Here is a 17096-nt window from a genome sequence, read left to right as displayed (position 1 = left end):
TATTATCTATGATAAGAAAGAATCATCATTCCATAATTTCAATGTATAACCTTGTTCATTTTCAGTTTCTGTTGTTTCCAAGATCGATAAGCTATTGTTCTTAAGTCCACCCATACTGCGCAAATCAGCTAATTCTTTCCCCGAAAGCGACTGAATCGCCGCAGTCAAGGATGCACCATGACCAACAAATAAATAAGGTCCGTCCCCTTTATCAACAGCCTGTTTCACAACAGAAGAAATACGTGAAATTGCTTGTTCGATCGGTTCGCCTTGAAACACTTCCGGATTGTACCGATCTAAACGGTAGCGCATATGATCCATCTCTTCACTGTAAATTTTTCTCATTTCGTGGATAGACTGACCTTCTAATTTTCCCAGCCCTAGTTCTTTTAGGTCATCAGTAAAAATGATTTCTACTGGTTGTTCTAGCTCTTCATTGATACCTTCTGCTGTTTTTCTAGCACGTGGTGAGGTACTTGAAAATATTTTTTTAAAAGGGACATCTTTGACTGTTTGGCCCAATAACTTTATTTCTTTATAACTCGTTGGAAGCAATGGTGAATCTCCACTCATCCCTTGAAACCTAAGTTCCTGATTCCATTCTGTTTTTCCATGGCGAGTAAAATATAATTTCATGTTCTTGCTCCCTTGATTCTTATTAATTGAATTTCTACAACTTGATTTTCACTTATTTATCTTATCTAGTGTATCATTTTCGCAGGCAAAATTCCATTGAACTCTGAGTTTTATAAAAATTCAAACAACCTGATTGTGTTTCAAAAAAATAATGAGTTATAATGAAAAAGATAAAAATACATATGAATGCGCAGGAAGAAACTAGTCCGTTTCGCTTTTAATTTAGGAGGTTTAATTTTGTTTTTCAATCAGATCCATCATATTGCTATCAACTGTTCCGATTATCATAAAACAAAAGAATTCTATGTGGAAAAACTTGGGTTTACTATTATCAGAGAAAACCATAGAAAAGATAAAAATGATGTCAAACTTGATTTGTCATTAGGAAACTACGAATTAGAAATTTTTATTTCTCCCGATGCACCAAAACGCCCATCTTATCCTGAAGCGCTAGGTCTCCGTCATTTAGCGTTTAAAGTTGAAAATATCGAAGAAGTCATCACTTTTTTACAAGCTAAAAATATTGACTGTGAACCCATTCGAAAAGATACCTTCACAGGGGAAAAAATGACTTTTTTCTTTGACCCAGATGGCTTGCCCTTGGAATTGCACGAGTAATAGGGCAGCCTTGGCCCATTTCAATAAAAAAAACTGTTACCTAAAATTAGGTAGCAGTTTTTTTAGTTTCAGTCTAATTTGTCATGCTCATAATGATGCTGCAATTCCAATGCTGGAAAATTCTGTTGCCGTAACGCTTCATAAACTACCAATGCAACAGTATTAGACAGGTTCAATGAACGGACATGCTCATCATTCATTGGAATCCGTAGACATTTTTCTTCGTTGTTGCGCATAAACTCTTCTGGTAACCCTGTTGTTTCCTTACCAAACATAAAATAATGGTCTTCATTATCCGTATAATCTATTTCACTATATGTTTGATTGGCAAATTTGGTGATTAAATGTAGAGGCTTTTCACCTAAATAAGTCAAAAAAGCAGCCAAATCCTTATGATACATGATATTAACATCATTCCAATAATCTAATCCTGCTCGTTTCAAGTGTTTGTCATCCGTTTGGAAACCTAACGGCTCTATGAGATGTAATGGAGAGTTTGTAGCGGCACAAGTCCGAGCAATATTCCCTGTATTTGCTGGAATTTGAGGTTCAAATAATACAATATGATTTGTCATGATTGCAATTTCCTTTCATTTAAATGACACATAATTTATTTTTTATTCACAAAAATCGACATAAAAAAAACGTATCGCCTCGGTGTCAATCACTGCGAGTCGCTACGTTAGTGAAGCTCTTTTCACTAACTTTTATCAGAACAGGAACCTGATAAAAACCAATGAAAAAACAACTTGTATGTAATATAACACCATTACAGTAGCTTTGCAATACCTTTTAGTAAATTAACTGAATGTAAGCGCTATTTTACTTTTCCTTTTAACACACGAACGTCAATTGTGATTTTTGATAATGGATTTCTTTGAATTTCTTCTTTTATTTGCTCAGAAACACCCCATTCTAATGGAGACATCTCCAATAGATCAAGTCGATTTTGCTCAGGTATGGAAAAAGTAAATGTTACTCGGTCATCATTCAAAACGTCCATTTCCTCTGAAAACTTTGCTAATACTTTTTCATTTGAGTAGGTTTGTTTGATTTCATCATCTGGATAAAACGCAACTCTCAACTCTTTTAAATAGTTTACTTCTGGAATTACCTTTATCACAGTCCCCTCTTTTTTCAATACACGTTGAAATTCTTGGTAATGAGACGGAGAAAAAATATTCAAAATTGTATCCATTGACTGATCAGCGAATGGTAAATTCGTCAAATCAGCTACGCACCAAAAAGCATCGATTGGCTGATTACTGGCTAAATAAATGCCCTCTTTTGAAATATCAAATCCAACTTTTGGACCAGTCAGACCTAAATTGGAAAGCTCAGATAAAAAACTTCCTTCACCACAGCCAACATCCAATGTATTTCCTGACAAATTCATCCTATCCGCAATTTTTTCTAATAATGGCTGGTACATGCCGCTTTTAATCATTCTACCTCTATGAGCTAACATTTTTTTATTGTATTCCGTTTGAATGCTATGAGAAAGAAAGTAGATAGTTCCCTTTTTCGATAAATCAAATTGATGGTTCTCTGCACAAATCAAGCTATAACCATTTAACTTAAATGGCTTTTTACATACTGGACAATGAAATTGTTTTTGATGTGTTTCTAAAAATTTACGCGCTGAATCAATTTTTTTCAACATAACGTTACTTCCTATTCACTATAAATTCTGAATCGAACAGTAAAACTGTCGCTATTTATCTTACAACGAGAAGAAGACTTTGGCAACAGCTAGAATTGTGGTACAATGCCTGTGAAGAAAAAACAAGGAGTGAAACGAATGATCAAAGAATTTTGCGCTGAAAATTTCACGGATATTCCAACTGCCATAAGAAATGGTGCTGGGCGTATCGAATTATGCGATAACTTAGCTGTTGGCGGTACGACCCCTAGTACAGGCGTTATTGAAGAAGTTATTTCCTATGCTGGTGAAAAATCGATTCCTGTTATGACGATCATCAGACCTCGAGGTGGCGATTTTGTCTATAATGATATTGAACTCAAAATCATGCATACAGACTTGATCGAAGCTAAAAAAATTGGAACTGACGGTGTTGTTCTAGGTTGCCTCACAAGAGATGGCTGGTTAGATGAAGAGGCATTAGAGTTATTGATTGAGACCGCTGAAGGACTACAGATAACTTTCCATATGGCATTTGATGTATTGAATAAAGAAAATCAATTTAAAGCGATCGATTGGCTAGCAGAACATGATGTTCATCGGATTTTAACACATGGTGGGCCTTCTGGAACGGCAATCGAGGATAATTTTGATCATCTAAAAAAATTGATCGAGTATGCTGATAATCGAATTATTATTTTACCTGGCGGCGGTATTTCTGATAAAAATGTTGAAGCAGTAATTGATGCTTTACAGGTCAGCGAAGTTCATGGGACAAAAATCCTAGGATAATTACAATTTAAGGAAATAATCAAACTTGAAGTGATTTGGTCTGATTATTTCCTTTTTTTGACTCAAATAAAAGAGGTACCCGATCTTGCGATTGGAGTACCTTTTTGTCGTCATACAAAATACTGCATAAACAAACTAGCAATATTAAAATAAATCAACACACTGGTTAAATCACTTAAGGTAGTGATAAAAGGTCCACTAGCAACTGCAGGATCGAAACCTAGTTTATCCATCAACATTGGTATCAAACTTCCAGCCAAGTTTGCTACTGTAATTGCACAAAGCATCGCCATGCCAATCACAAATCCAAGAGGGAAATTATGTTGCCAAATCCCAACAACAATAAAAATTGCTACTCCTGTTACCGCACCTGTTACAAGACCCGTCAATACTTCACTAATGATCAAACGTCCAAAATTATTATCTTTTTCATCTGCCACAGCTAGTCTTCTGACCGCGACCGCCAATGATTGCGTACCCGCATTTCCAGCCGTCCCTGTGATCAATGAAATAAATACAGCTAAAATACTTGCTTCACTAACTAACTCTTCATAATGGCTGATTAAGGTAGCTGTAGACATTCCTAAAAATAATAATGTGATCAACCAAGGCAAACGTTTTGATGCTGCTTTGATAGGATTTTCACTGACTTCTTCAACATTGACCCCAGCCAAACCAGAGTAATCACTGGCCGCTTCATCATCGATAACGTCGATGATATCATCAACTGTGACAATTCCCAACAGATGATCATCATAATCCGTAACTGGTAAGGCAAGGAAATCGTAATCTCGAATCGTTTGAGCAACATCTTCTTGATCATCACCCACATGAACCGAAATGACCCGTTCGCTTAGTACATCTGCAATCATTGTATCATCATCATTTACGATCAAATCACGTAAAGAAATAACCCCTACTAAATGGTTTTCTTGATCTACCACATAGACGTAATAAATTGTTTCAGCTACATCTGCCTGATTTTTCAGTACATACATTGCAGAACGAACAGTTTGATTCGCAACAATGGAGACAAATTCTGTCGTCATGATCGAGCCTGCTGTATCATCTTCATAATGCAGCAATTCTTTGATTTCCCCAGCATCTTCGGTACTCATTAAGCTTAAGTATTTCGCTTTTTGACTTTTATCCAACATATTCAACAAGTCGACCGCGTTATCTGTATACATCTCTGATAACATTTCAGCTGCATAGCTCGGACGCATCTCTGCAATATAATCTTTCATATTTTCATTGTCTTCTTCAATCACATCGAACATATCCGCTAATTCTTTAGGAGACAAATAACTATATATTTGTTTTCTATCTACTTCATCTATTGATTGGTAAAATTGACCTTGCTCATAAATATGAAGTGTTAAAAATAACTCACGAAATTCAGCCATCTGCTGTTCTTTTAGCTTTTCTAACAACAAAGAGAAATGTTCTTCCATTTCTTGTCCTTCATTCACCTTAACCTCCCCTTTCAATTTATAGTTGATCTACAATTTTTTTCATATCTTCTGCTAAAGGAGAAGTTAACTCTAACCGTTTCTTTGTAAACGGATGAACAAAACTCAACTGACAGCAATGTAGAGCTTGCCGATTTATACCACTATTCATTTTACCACCATACATGTCATCGCCCAACAAAGGACACCCAATCGCTTCAAAATGAACTCTAATTTGATGGGTTCTTCCTGTATGTAGTTGAATATTTACTAGTGCTTCATCATTGTTACGTTTTGTCAGCCAATACTCTGTTTCTGCATGTTGTCCCGTTTCTAAAATTGTTCGTTTTAATATAGAAGAAAAATCTCTACCGATCGGCAATTGAATAAGGGCGTGCTCTTTTAATTCAGAAACACTTCCTCCAACCAAAGCCTGATAAATTTTGACGACCTCTTTTTTACGTAATTCCTGATCTAGCATAGCATGAGCAAAACCATGTTTAGCAAATAACATCAAACCGGTAGTATCTCTATCTAATCGAGTCACCACGTGAATCACCTGATTTTTATAGTGTTGCGCTTTAAAATAAGCCTTCACCCGATTAGCCATAGTGCCATTAGGGTGATATTGGGCTGGAATCGATGCAACACCCGCTGGTTTATCAACCACTAAATAATGCTCATCTTCAAACACGATATCAATCGGTACATCATCAACAAGTAATGTCTCGTGCTCTTTTTCATCAGGAATCGTGATTTTTACCTGATCACCAAAAGATAACTTGAATAATACATTTTCAACGGTTTGATTGACTTCGATTTTTCCACCTTGAAACTTGATTTTAGCCAGAAGACCTTTAGAGATCCCCTGCTCTTTTAAGAAATATTTTACTTGCTGCGGTTCTTTTTTCTCTACCGTCCAATTAAATTCCATTAACTTATTAATCCTCACTAATAAAGGCATCTTTAACGCGATGCCAAAAATGCATATGCCGATACGAGGCAAAATGAATACGCTCATCTGCAATCCGATAATAAATTGACTTGATATCATCTTGATAAATATCAAGTTGATCTACTGTAATTAAATAATCGTTACTTTCCTGTAATTTGATTTCAACCCATTCTGTATGAGCAATCACGATCGGTGATCCCAATGTTCTAAAAACTCGATTATTCAATGAAGCGATTTCCGCAAGTTGAAATGCATTGATACTAGGGTGCAATACTGCTCCACCAATACTTTTATTATAAGCTGTTGAGCCAGTTGGTGTTGAGACAGATAACCCATCTCCACGAAAACGTTCAAATAATTCATCTTTAATAAAGACATCTGCAACCATGGTACGGTTTGCACGCTTAATTGTCGATTCATTCAATGCTAAAAAATGCTTATCGGGTTTATTCCCATGAAAACTGATTTTTACATCAAGAAGTGGATAACTAATACTTTTTTCTTGATGAACTAACAGACTTTGAACTAACTCCTCCAATTCATAGTCTCGCCAATCCGTATAAAATCCTAGATGGCCTGTGTGAACACCTAAAAAACTAACTTCATCCAGTCGATGACTAAAACGATGAAACGCTGATAATAGTGTACCATCTCCCCCCACTGAAATTACGAGGTCTGGTTGGTGGTCATCGATCTCAATCTTATTTTTTTTCAAAAGCAGGAGTAAATGACGGGTGACTTCATTCGATTTGTGTTCATGATTATGAACAATTGCTACTTTCATCTTACCCCTCCTATTTTTTGTCTAAGTTCTCTTTAGTATCGTTGTATTTTTGATAGTAATTATCTTTTGATTTTCCTCGTCCATGTGAGAACAGATGCTGTGCTTCTTGTATTTCTTCACGAATCGTGGACATCTCTTCATCTAATTGATACGCTGCTTCTGCTGCTCGTTGTAACCGTTCTTTCATCTCTTCTGGAAAAGCACCTTGATATTTATAGTTCAATGAATGTTCGATCGTTGCCCAAAAATTCATTGCTAAGGTACGTATTTGAATTTCCGCCAAAATCTTTTTTTCACCTGTAATCAACTGAACAGGGTATTCAATCACTAAGTGGTACGAACGATAACCACTCTCTTTTTTATTTGAAATATAATCTCGTTCTTGAATAATTTGTAAATCTTTTCGATTACGGATGATATCCACAACTTGCCGAATGTCTTCAACAAATTGACACATGATCCGAAGCCCTGCAATATCCTGCATTTCTTCTTCTAAACGATCGATAGGGATATTACGCAATGCGGCTTTTGTTAGAATACTATCTACAGGCTTTACTCGCCCCGTTACAAACTCAATAGGTGTATGTTTATTTTGTTCTCGAAACTGCTTGCGAATACCGCGCAGCTTAACTTTCATTTCTCCAACAGCCTGTTCATACGGTGCCAGAAAAAGCTCCCACTCTTTCTCCATCCTCATCCCTCTATTTCTTTGAATTTGATTCACAGCTTATTTTACCATAGAGCCGGTAAAAATAGGGCAATTTGAGAAATTGTATGCTTTTTTTCAACAATGGCGAATTTTTTAACTTCTAGTTCACTTTTCTTGACGTAAATGGGTAAAGTATGCAAAAATTGAATTAAATTAAAGAAAGTGGGTCAAAAACGAGTGAGCGAGAATTTAGAAATAGAATTTAAAACATTATTGTCTATCGAAGAGTTTTCACGAACAGTTGACTACTTTCAACTAAAAGAAAAACAATTTTTTACACAAACCAATTATTATTTTGATTCAGCCGATTTTCAATTAAAAGAAAAACATATCGGTTTAAGAGTTCGTACACTATCAAATAATGCAGAAATCACTTTGAAAATTCCTGAAGAAGTCGGTTTGCTGGAAATCAACGATACTATTTCTATTGACGAAGCACAGCATATTGTTGCATCTGCTACACTTCCAAATTCTGGAAATGTGTACAACAGATTAACTACTTTAGGAATCAATAAAAATGATTTGCGTTTAATCGGCAGCTTAACAACTAAACGAGCAGAAATAAAACTTCCCCAAGGTTTACTCGCACTAGATGAAAGTTGGTACAATGAGCAGCATGATTTTGAGTTGGAATTAGAGGTAGACGATCCGTATAACGGAAAGGCAGATTTTCTTTCCTTATTGAATACTTTGAATATCAAAGAATCTCCGTCACCGAATAAGATTCAACGAATGATGATGAGCTCAAAAGAGAAAGATTAAGAAGTTATTATAGGAAAAACATATCATTTCATTTTTCCCAGATTTTCTGATAAATTAGGGACACTTAGTTGAGAAATGATGTCTAGTCGCAAAAGAGTCAAATTGGAGGAAGTATGAATGATTGAAATCTATCTGTTCGTTAATCCTTTGGGGGGCATTTGTCTCAACGTAGAAAAGGATATTTTGAAATTGGTTGAAACTGAAAATAAAAAAATTCAATTTCGTTTCATTCCGCTAGTTAATATGCGGACCGTAAATCACCTTATAAAGTTGTTCGATATTCCATCACATGATATTGAACGGCGCAATCAATTGTTTGAAGATGTTTATTCAGCAGCATTAGACTATAAAGCAGCACAACTACAAGGAAAGAAAAAAGGGCGCCATTTGCTTTTAGGCTTACAACAAGCTGTCGCAGTGGACAATCTTCCCTACTCTTTAGAGTTAGCTGAAAAACTAGTAGTGGAAGCTGGTGGGGATTTAGATATGTTTAAAGCTGATCGCCAGTCTGATTTTGTCAAAGAATCCTTTCAAACAGACCAACAAATTGCTCGCGAAATGGGTATTGTAAAACACCCTTCTGCAGTAGTTTACAATTACACATGTGATCGGGACTTTGGAGTACTCGTGGAAGATTGTGAATCCATGGATGAAATCAAAAAACTTTGTGAAACATCTGAAGATAATCTACAGTATTTTCATGAGCAATTTGAGTTAGATCATTTCAATGAGTCTCGCGTTCCACATGGACACTTACATTTGCTGTAATTTCTAATCATAAAGAGAATGAAAAACAACTCCTTCAATTTATTTTGAAGGAGTTGTTTTTTGTCTTCATTTATCTGTAATAAGAGACAGGGACTAAAAATCAACTTTAGTCCCTGTCTCTTATATTTTTTATTGTTCTAAAGATGCAACAAGTGCTTCTAATTCTTCTAGTCTCATTTCAAAAACTTTCATAGCATCTTCTATATATTGAGGTTTTGTCATATCTACCCCAGCTTTTTTCATTACTTCTATTGGATAATCACTACTACCTGACTTCAAATAGGTCAAATAATTTTCCAAAGCAAGTGGTTCATTCGCTAATATTTTATTGGCTAATGCTGAAGCTGCCGAAAAACCTGTCGCATACTGATAAACATAATAATTGTAATAAAAATGAGGAATGCGTGACCATTCTAAGGAAATTTCAGGATCTTTCATCACTTCTGGACCATAGTACTTATGATTCAATTCGCCATAATAATCTCCTAAATATTCACTGGTTAATGGCGTTCCTTTCGCATCTTCAGTATGGATAAAATGTTCGAATTCAGCAAATTGTGTTTGTCGGAAAATAGTTCCTTTAAAACCATCCAAATAATGATTCAATACATATGCACGAATTCTAGGATCTGTTTCTGTTTCCAATAAATATTCTGTTAAAAGATTTTCATTTGTAGTCGAAGCAATTTCAGCCAAGAAAATCGAGTAATCACCGTAGACATATGGTTGGTTATTTCGAGTAAAGTAGCTATGCACACTATGCCCCATCTCATGGACCAATGTGTACAATTGGTCTAAACTATCGTGCCAGTTCATTAAGATATAAGGAGCTGTATCATATGCCCCAGATGAATAGGCGCCACTACGTTTCCCTTGGTTTTCGATAACATCGATCCAGCGGTCATCAAAAGCTGTTTTCACTATATTTAAATATTCTTCTCCCATTGGATTCAAAGCAGTAATAGCTTTTTCTTTTGCTTCTTCGTAAGAATATTTGATCGAAGCTTCCCCTAAGATTGGTGTATACATATCATACATATGAAGTTCATCTAGTTTTAACAAACGTTTGCGTAAAGACACGTAACGGTGAAGTAAAGGCAGATTTTGATTTACCACATCAAGCAACGTATCATAAACGCTTTCAGGAATATGATTATTACTTAACGCTGCCTTTCTTGCAGATGAATAGTTTCGTACTTTCGCTTTATAATTATGTGCTTTAACATGCGAACTCAATGTTTGAGCAAAAGTATTTTTGAACTGATCATAAACAGTATATAACCCTTTAAATGCTTCTTCCCGAACATTTCTGTGGACATTTTCCATTAATTGACCATAAACACCATGAGTAAGTTGGATTTTTTCACCGTTTTCATCTTCAATTACTGGAAATTTCAAATCAGCATTATTCAAAATAGAAAAAGTATTGCTAGACGCTTCAAAAATCTCACCAGCTCCAGCTAATAATGCTTCTTGTTCAGCAGATAAGATATGCGGACGATCACTCAAGATATTTTCAATAAAATGACGATATACTTCTAATTTCGAATTTTCAGCGAAATACCCCCAGATCTTGTCATCGCTTAAGGACAATACCTCTGGTTCAAACCATGCCACGGCTTCACTTGCTTGAGCTAATAAAGCACTTGCTCTAGCATACAATGCTTGGTATGTTGTATTGGTTGTATCTTGATCATTCTTTAAATGTGCATAAACATAAATGACTTCGATTTTACGGTAAATACTCAATAACATTTCTATACTGCTTAAAAATGTATCGCTATTTTCTCCTAAGGTACCTTTGAATTGTTCAACTTTTTTTAATTCATCTGTTAAGGCTTGAAACGCCTCGTCAAATGCCTGATCATCTTTAAATATTTTCGTCAAATCCCATGTTTTTTCTATTGGTAAACTCGAACGTTCTGGTAATTGTTTTGCTTCACTCATAACATCTTCTCCTTTTTTAATTGTTCCTCATTGTTTTATCTTATCATATTTTTAAAAGGAGTAGCAGTGATTAGGCATTTATTTTCAATTCCCATTAACCACTCCCTCACACTATCGATTTTTTGATCATTCACCCCGACAATAACTTTCCAACCTTTATCAATTTTAATTAAATGATTGCAAGCAATCAAATATGTGAGTAATTGATTCAAACAATACTGTTGAACTACTTTGTAAGGAATGTTCGGCAACTCATAAAACAGCGCCTTCGATTTTTCCAATTCTGCTTTTAATACATGAATCAATTCAACATGCTCAAAAACATTCTGATCAAAAAACTGTACCCATTTCCAAATTCGAGCTTTTAATAGTAAGTCTGATCCTCTACAACAAAAAATACGCAAACCAGGATAATAAAACCAATTCGGTAATTGAAGAATATGGAAACGATTGTTATATAATTCCATTTGAATAGTTCTTATTTGCCCATCCCGCCTAGATAATTTTTTGCTAAGATCTAAGTGGTACTCGCCTATAAGTTCTCCAATTTTAAATTTTCTTTGACTGTAAATTTTTGATTTATTTGGGAAATTTAGAATTTCTACTAAATAATCACTGTAAAATGACCAGCTTTTGGTTAAAGAGTACACTCTCTTTTTCCAATCTTCTTCGATGTGTAAATGGATGGTCAACTCTTCCATTTCCCAGTCAGCAGTCCATAAGTAAAAACCTATATCAGTAGAGTAATAACACAAATTTTTAGCTAATTCGCTTAAGCTTTGCCCTTTAGAAAATAGTTTTTTACCGCAGATCCAAATAGGAATATAGCCATGTTTTTGATAATTTTTGGTCCGTTCGACCAATCGCTGTGTGCTTAATGAACTACACTGAATCTCTAAAGCTAACTTTCCTATCAAAAGATCAGGGCGCTGATTCAACTCTGGTAGATATTTTTCTAGTTCATACTCAATAGATTCTTTCTCACACCACTTAGCAAATACTTCTTTCAAAGCTAAATGTTCTATCGTCTCACCTTCAGAATAAATACTGCACGTACTGTTATTGTAATGAGAAAAATGCGGCACCTTGACTTTGCCATTCTTAATTCGAACTGGATGATTACATGCCGGGCAATAGTACAGTTGATCTTTGAGTTCTTCGATTTCTTCTCTTGATAAGTGCAATAGTGTTACAATATCGTTGTCTTTTGAATAGGCACTCAACATATCACTCACCTCATAATTAAGGTACGCAAAAAAAAGAATCGTTCATCAAAAAAACTGAAACAAAGCATCATCGCTTTATTTCAGTTCTTTAATTTATTCAAAGTAATATCTTGTTAATTCCAATGCATTACGTTCCATGATGCATGTTCCGTATTCATTCAAAGTCTCTGGTGTAACTGTAGATAAATTAGTAAATTCCAACAACTGAGCTAATTCATTTTCTACATCAGCTTTTCCTAACTCATCTAATAAGAATATTACTTGGAGATAATACGTTCCTTTAAATGTATATAAATTCGCTATTACAGACTGTAAGAATACTTCATTTGCTAGCTGTACCATTGTGTCAAAATCAGTAAGCTCAAACACTAAATTTTTCACCGTATTATCAGCAAATTCCTGTGTCTCATCAGCAAAATCTTCTTCAATTTGTTTACGAATTATATTACTGACTTCTTCTGAATTTAAATCATTAAAGCCTTCAAAATTAGATACTTCGTCAATCGATGCATTCTTACTAATAAATAGTTCTAAACCATCGCTTTTTGGCAGAACCTGAAAGGTAACAGCTTCACTGCCCTGAAATTCATCTTCCACATCAACTTCTTCTAAAATACTATAGAAAAAATTTTCTACTTCCTTGTGGTTGCCAAGTAAATCTAAAAAAGTGATCCCTCTGTCAGCCAGATCTTCATTACCAATCAACACACGTATGGTATTTTCATTGATATGTTCCATTTCCATGTCGCTACACCTCACTTTTGCTAATCAGGAAACTTATTCTTACGTACATTGTAGCGGAATCACGCCAAATGTAAAGGGAAAAGTAATAATATTCCTAAATAATCTGCTGTCTTAGTATAATCCTAAAATCTTGTTCTACCTACTTATATGTACTTTTTCTATAATTATTTATAAAAAAAGTGATAATCCACTTACTATGTAGAGATCAATATAAAAGAAAACCCTTGTCACAAGGACAAAGGTTCTCCTTTTTTCATTTTATAAACCTGCCATCAATTGCGCTTGACGTAATTCCAGTTGCCTAACTCCTCTTGGCAAGAAACGTCGAATTTCATCCTCATTAAAACCAACCTGTAATCTTTTTTCATCAATCATTATTGGTCGACGCAACAATCCAGGATTCTCTTTTACTAACTCTAGCAAGTCCTGCAACGGAAGTTCATCCAAATCCATATTAAGTTTTTGGAAAACCTTAGAACGAGTAGAGATAATCTCCTCTGTTCCATCTTCTGTCATTCGCAAAATTGCTTTCAATTCAGAAATATTCAATGGTTCTGAGAAGATATTTCTTTCTTTGAATGGAATCTCGTGTTCTTGCAACCATGCACGAGCCTTACGGCAGGACGTACAACTTGGGGAAGTATAAAGTGTCAACATGTGCATCACTCCTTTGTGTGACTTTCATCACTTTTTTGAAACAGGAAAATTTTCTGTTTTCCTATTTAATGTAAGTATACCCAATTTCTAATTAAAATACTAGCTCTTTTTTCAAAAAAAAACGTAGTTTTTCGTTATTTTACGTGTTTTTTTTAAATATTAAAATAAAGGACGTCTTTTTTGAATATAAAATTATAACGTTTTCAAAAACTTTAAAACTGATACAGCTTTAATAATCTGCTACAACTGTACTAGTCTAAAAATTCTGACATTTTATTTTTTCCATGTAATCCTGTTTTTTTTTTCTTTTAGCTGTATAATGATATCAGGACTTTTTATTAATTGATTAAGGTGGTTACTTTATGGAAACTATTTTTTCAGGCATCCAACCTAGTGGTATTCCGACAATCGGAAATTACATTGGTGCGATGAAACAATTTATTGAATTACAAAATCACTATAACTGTTATTTTTGTATAGTTGATGAACATGCGATCACAGTTCCTCAAGATCCTTTGAAACTACGTCAACAAACGCGTGGTTTAGCAGCTCTTTATCTGGCTGTAGGTCTTGATCCTGAGAAAGCAACGATTTTCATCCAATCTGAGGTATCAGCTCATGCGGAAGCAGCTTGGATCATTCAATGCAACACAACGATCGGTGAATTAGAGCGTATGACTCAATTTAAAGATAAATCGCAAAAAAATGGTCGGACAGGCGTTAGCGCGGGACTGTTGACTTATCCCCCTTTAATGGTAGGAGATATTGTTTTGTACAACGCAAATCTTGTACCTGTCGGCGATGATCAAAAACAGCATTTAGAATTGACACGGGATTTTGTTGAGCGTTTTAATAAACGTTATGGACAAGCCAATCAAGAAATTTTGGTTCTTCCAGAGGTAAAAATCGCTGAACAAGGCGGACGGGTAATGAGCTTACAAGACCCAACTAGTAAAATGAGTAAATCAGATTCAAATGCCAAAGGATTCATCTCTATGTTGGATGAGCCAAGTATCATCCGCAAAAAAATCAAGTCAGCCGTAACTGATTCAACAGGTATCATTGAATATGATCCAGAAAATAAACCAGGCATCTCTAACTTATTAAGTATCTTCTCTGCCTCTACTGGTCGCTCAATCGATGATATAGTTGCAGCTTATGAAGGAAAAGGATATGGCGAATTCAAAACAGATTTAGCTGAAGCAGTTGTCGATCTACTAAGTCCAATCCAAGAACGTTACCATGAGTTATTAGCTTCAGAAGAATTAGATGATATCCTTGATAGAGGAGCCGAGCAAGCTCGCCTTGTTGCCAACAAAACATTACAACGAATGAAGAATGCTATTGGTTTAGGAAGAAAGCCACGTAAAAGAACTTAATAAAAAGCCAAGCTGGCCGCTTGGCTTTTTATTGTTAATCTCTAAATTGTGCATCGTGCAAACGACGATAATGTCCACCTTTTTCAAGTAACTCTTCATGAGTTCCTTGTTCTAATATCCCTGATTCACTAACAACAATGATCCGTGTTGCGTGTTTGATCGTTGCTAAGCGATGAGCAATAATCATTGTTGTTCTACCTTCGGCTAAAGAATTTAATGATTCTTGAATTACTTGTTCTGTCTCTGTATCTAGAGCAGAAGTCGCTTCATCTAAAATCAAAATCGGCGGATTTTTTAGAAACATTCGAGCAATTGCCACTCGTTGCTTTTGTCCTCCAGAAAGTTTTACTCCCCGCTCACCGATCATTGTATCTAGACCGTCTGACATTTGATCCACTACTTTTTCCAAATGAGCCAGCTGGACGGCTTTTTGAATTTCTTCTTCAGTCGCATCTAGTTTTCCGTAAGCAATATTTTCCCGAATTGTTCCTGGAAATAAAAATACATCTTGTTGGACAATACCGATTTGACTTCTCAAAGAAGCTAGTGTCATGTCTTGAATATTGATATCGTCAATCGTAATTTGTCCATCTGTTACTTCATAAAATCTTGGTAGTAAGTTACATAATGTTGTTTTTCCTGAACCACTTTGGCCTACAAATGCTACTGTCTCGCCTGGTACAATCTGCAAATCAATATGATTTAACACTTTCGTAGAATCTGCATAGGAAAATGAAACGTCCTTATACACGATATCGCCATGTAAATGGTCCACAGATATTGCATCAAGTTTATCTTGAATTGCGGGCTTCTTATCAATCTCTTCGGTAAAACGTTTGAACCCAGCAATTCCTTTTGGATAACTTTCAATCATATTATTGACTTTTTCGATGGGACGAACAAAAACATTTGACAGCAAAATAAATCCAACAAATTGTCCATCTGTAATTTCACCGTTGATTGTATAATACGCACCAAAAATCAATGCAAACAAGTTGATTAGCCGAATTAAAAAGTAATTATACGCAGAACTAATTCCCATCACTTTATAAAAGGTAATCTTAGATTGACGGTACGCTTGATTCAATCCTTCAAAACGTTGACGTTCAAAAGGTTCATTAGCAAAAGATTGTGTTACCCGAATACCACTAACAGACGCTTCAACGCCAGCGTTAAAGTCTCCGAGGTTATCGTAAATTTTAGTATTGACTTTTGTCATCTTCTTATTGAAAAAGACTAGTGCAACCGTAATGAAAGGTAATACAATAAACGTTGCCAAAGCCAATTGCACGTGAATTCGTAACATCAAGTAAAATGATCCAACCAAAGTCATCACTGTGATAAATACATCCTCTGGTCCATGATGTGCAACTTCAGATATTTCAAATAAATCTGTCGTTAAGCGACTCATCAATTTCCCAGTTTTTTGATTGTCATAATATTCAAATGGCTGCGTCTGTAAGTGCTCATATAGTTCACGACGCATATCCGTTTCAATATTTACTCCTAATTTATGACCAAAAAATACCACGATATACTGTAAAAAAGTGTTGAGTATATAAAATAAAAGCAGGCCCACGCAAGCTAGTCCGATTAATCGGAAGTTTCCTTTAGGCATGATTTTATCAATCACCTGATTTACAACAACTGGAAATGATAATTCCAGTAAACCAGCTAGGACGGCGCAACCAAAATCCAAAATAAATAAGTGCTTGTATGGTCTATAATAACTAAAAAAACGTTTTAACATAAACTCCCCTTTCTCTTGACACTATGTCCATTATACGCAAATGAACAACAGTATGCAAAGTTTGAAAACTAGGATTCGTCTAAAAATTTTATAATAAAATGCAATAGATACTATCAATACTATTTCAAAAATCTAATTATTCATTCTAAAAAAACAAATAAAAAAAGTATAATGATTACAAATGAATTTTCAGGTTGAAAAATTGTTATTTTAACTATATTATAGATGAGGTTATACGTTTACTTTATAACCACTATTTATTATTGATTAAGGAGT

Annotated in this window: 17 protein-coding genes; 5 read left to right on the top strand and 12 right to left on the bottom strand. The window is 35.0% G+C overall.

What is annotated here, in order from left to right:
* Positions 1–6: 6 nt before the first annotated feature.
* On the bottom strand, positions 7–636 hold the full coding sequence (locus tag AC4BB7_RS05670) for a histidine phosphatase family protein (protein WP_490484695.1): 630 nt from the start codon (positions 634–636) through the stop codon (positions 7–9).
* A gap of 237 nt (positions 637–873) precedes the next feature.
* Here AC4BB7_RS05670 and gloA2 point away from each other — a divergent pair, with 237 nt between their 5' ends.
* A complete protein-coding gene (gene gloA2, locus AC4BB7_RS05665) occupies positions 874–1254 on the top strand; it encodes an SMU1112c/YaeR family gloxylase I-like metalloprotein (protein ID WP_490484694.1) in 381 nt (126 codons plus the stop codon).
* Positions 1255–1322: 68 nt separating this feature from the next.
* On the opposite strand, the gene trmL is transcribed toward gloA2, so the two are convergent.
* Both trmL and AC4BB7_RS05655 read right to left on the bottom strand, forming a co-directional pair.
* Positions 1323–1829: a tRNA (uridine(34)/cytosine(34)/5-carboxymethylaminomethyluridine(34)-2'-O)-methyltransferase TrmL gene (gene trmL, locus AC4BB7_RS05660; RefSeq protein ID WP_086312229.1), complete on the bottom strand. Its 507-nt coding sequence runs from the start codon at positions 1827–1829 to the stop codon at positions 1323–1325.
* Positions 1830–2071: 242 nt separating this feature from the next.
* Entirely contained in the window at positions 2072–2917 is an 846-nt protein-coding gene (locus AC4BB7_RS05655) for a methyltransferase domain-containing protein (protein ID WP_490484693.1), read from the bottom strand.
* Between the two features lie 138 nt (positions 2918–3055).
* On the opposite strand from AC4BB7_RS05655, the gene AC4BB7_RS05650 reads away from it, so the two are divergent.
* Complete coding sequence (locus AC4BB7_RS05650; protein WP_490484692.1) at positions 3056–3688, top strand: copper homeostasis protein CutC; 633 nt, start codon at positions 3056–3058, stop codon at positions 3686–3688.
* A gap of 110 nt (positions 3689–3798) precedes the next feature.
* Here AC4BB7_RS05650 and mgtE read toward each other — a convergent pair whose 3' ends face one another.
* Genes mgtE through yjbM form a run of 4 tightly spaced genes read right to left on the bottom strand, consistent with a single transcriptional unit; the run spans position 3799 to position 7569 of the window.
* The gene (gene mgtE / locus AC4BB7_RS05645; RefSeq protein ID WP_086312226.1) at positions 3799–5160 is read right to left on the bottom strand and encodes a magnesium transporter; all 1362 of its coding nucleotides are present in this window, start codon (positions 5158–5160) and stop codon (positions 3799–3801) included.
* A 19-nt stretch (positions 5161–5179) separates the two neighbouring features.
* Positions 5180–6073: an RluA family pseudouridine synthase gene (locus AC4BB7_RS05640; RefSeq protein ID WP_490484691.1), complete on the bottom strand. Its 894-nt coding sequence runs from the start codon at positions 6071–6073 to the stop codon at positions 5180–5182.
* Positions 6074–6080: 7 nt separating this feature from the next.
* The gene (locus AC4BB7_RS05635) at positions 6081–6878 is read right to left on the bottom strand and encodes an NAD kinase (protein ID WP_086312224.1); all 798 of its coding nucleotides are present in this window, start codon (positions 6876–6878) and stop codon (positions 6081–6083) included.
* 10 nt (positions 6879–6888) lie between these two features.
* Positions 6889–7569, bottom strand: coding sequence for a GTP diphosphokinase (yjbM, locus tag AC4BB7_RS05630; protein WP_086312223.1), 681 nt, complete (start codon positions 7567–7569; stop codon positions 6889–6891).
* A 195-nt stretch (positions 7570–7764) separates the two neighbouring features.
* On the opposite strand from yjbM, the gene AC4BB7_RS05625 reads away from it, so the two are divergent.
* The gene (locus tag AC4BB7_RS05625; RefSeq protein WP_086312222.1) at positions 7765–8349 is read left to right on the top strand and encodes a CYTH domain-containing protein; all 585 of its coding nucleotides are present in this window, start codon (positions 7765–7767) and stop codon (positions 8347–8349) included.
* 117 nt (positions 8350–8466) lie between these two features.
* On the top strand, positions 8467–9117 hold the full coding sequence (locus AC4BB7_RS05620) for a DsbA family protein (protein WP_086312221.1): 651 nt from the start codon (positions 8467–8469) through the stop codon (positions 9115–9117).
* Positions 9118–9246: 129 nt separating this feature from the next.
* Here AC4BB7_RS05620 and pepF read toward each other — a convergent pair whose 3' ends face one another.
* From pepF to spxA, 4 genes are all read right to left on the bottom strand, one after another.
* Positions 9247–11064, bottom strand: coding sequence for an oligoendopeptidase F (gene pepF, locus AC4BB7_RS05615; protein WP_490484690.1), 1818 nt, complete (start codon positions 11062–11064; stop codon positions 9247–9249).
* Positions 11065–11099: 35 nt separating this feature from the next.
* Complete coding sequence (locus AC4BB7_RS05610; RefSeq protein ID WP_490484689.1) at positions 11100–12290, bottom strand: competence protein CoiA; 1191 nt, start codon at positions 12288–12290, stop codon at positions 11100–11102.
* Between the two features lie 93 nt (positions 12291–12383).
* Entirely contained in the window at positions 12384–13034 is a 651-nt protein-coding gene (locus AC4BB7_RS05605; RefSeq protein ID WP_490484688.1) for an adaptor protein MecA, read from the bottom strand.
* A 258-nt stretch (positions 13035–13292) separates the two neighbouring features.
* Positions 13293–13691, bottom strand: coding sequence for a transcriptional regulator SpxA (spxA, locus tag AC4BB7_RS05600; RefSeq protein WP_010760718.1), 399 nt, complete (start codon positions 13689–13691; stop codon positions 13293–13295).
* Between the two features lie 362 nt (positions 13692–14053).
* On the opposite strand from spxA, the gene trpS reads away from it, so the two are divergent.
* Entirely contained in the window at positions 14054–15070 is a 1017-nt protein-coding gene (gene trpS / locus AC4BB7_RS05595) for a tryptophan--tRNA ligase (RefSeq protein WP_086312217.1), read from the top strand.
* A gap of 34 nt (positions 15071–15104) precedes the next feature.
* Here the strand turns inward: trpS and AC4BB7_RS05590 are convergent, their stop codons facing one another.
* On the bottom strand, positions 15105–16820 hold the full coding sequence (locus AC4BB7_RS05590; RefSeq protein WP_086312216.1) for an ABC transporter ATP-binding protein: 1716 nt from the start codon (positions 16818–16820) through the stop codon (positions 15105–15107).
* Positions 16821–17096: the final 276 nt, after the last annotated feature.

Source organism: Enterococcus sp. AAFC-DPL-5182, from assembly GCF_058216605.1.
Note: the sequence above shows the minus strand (reverse complement) of the source record. Positions and strands in the feature narration are given on the sequence as shown.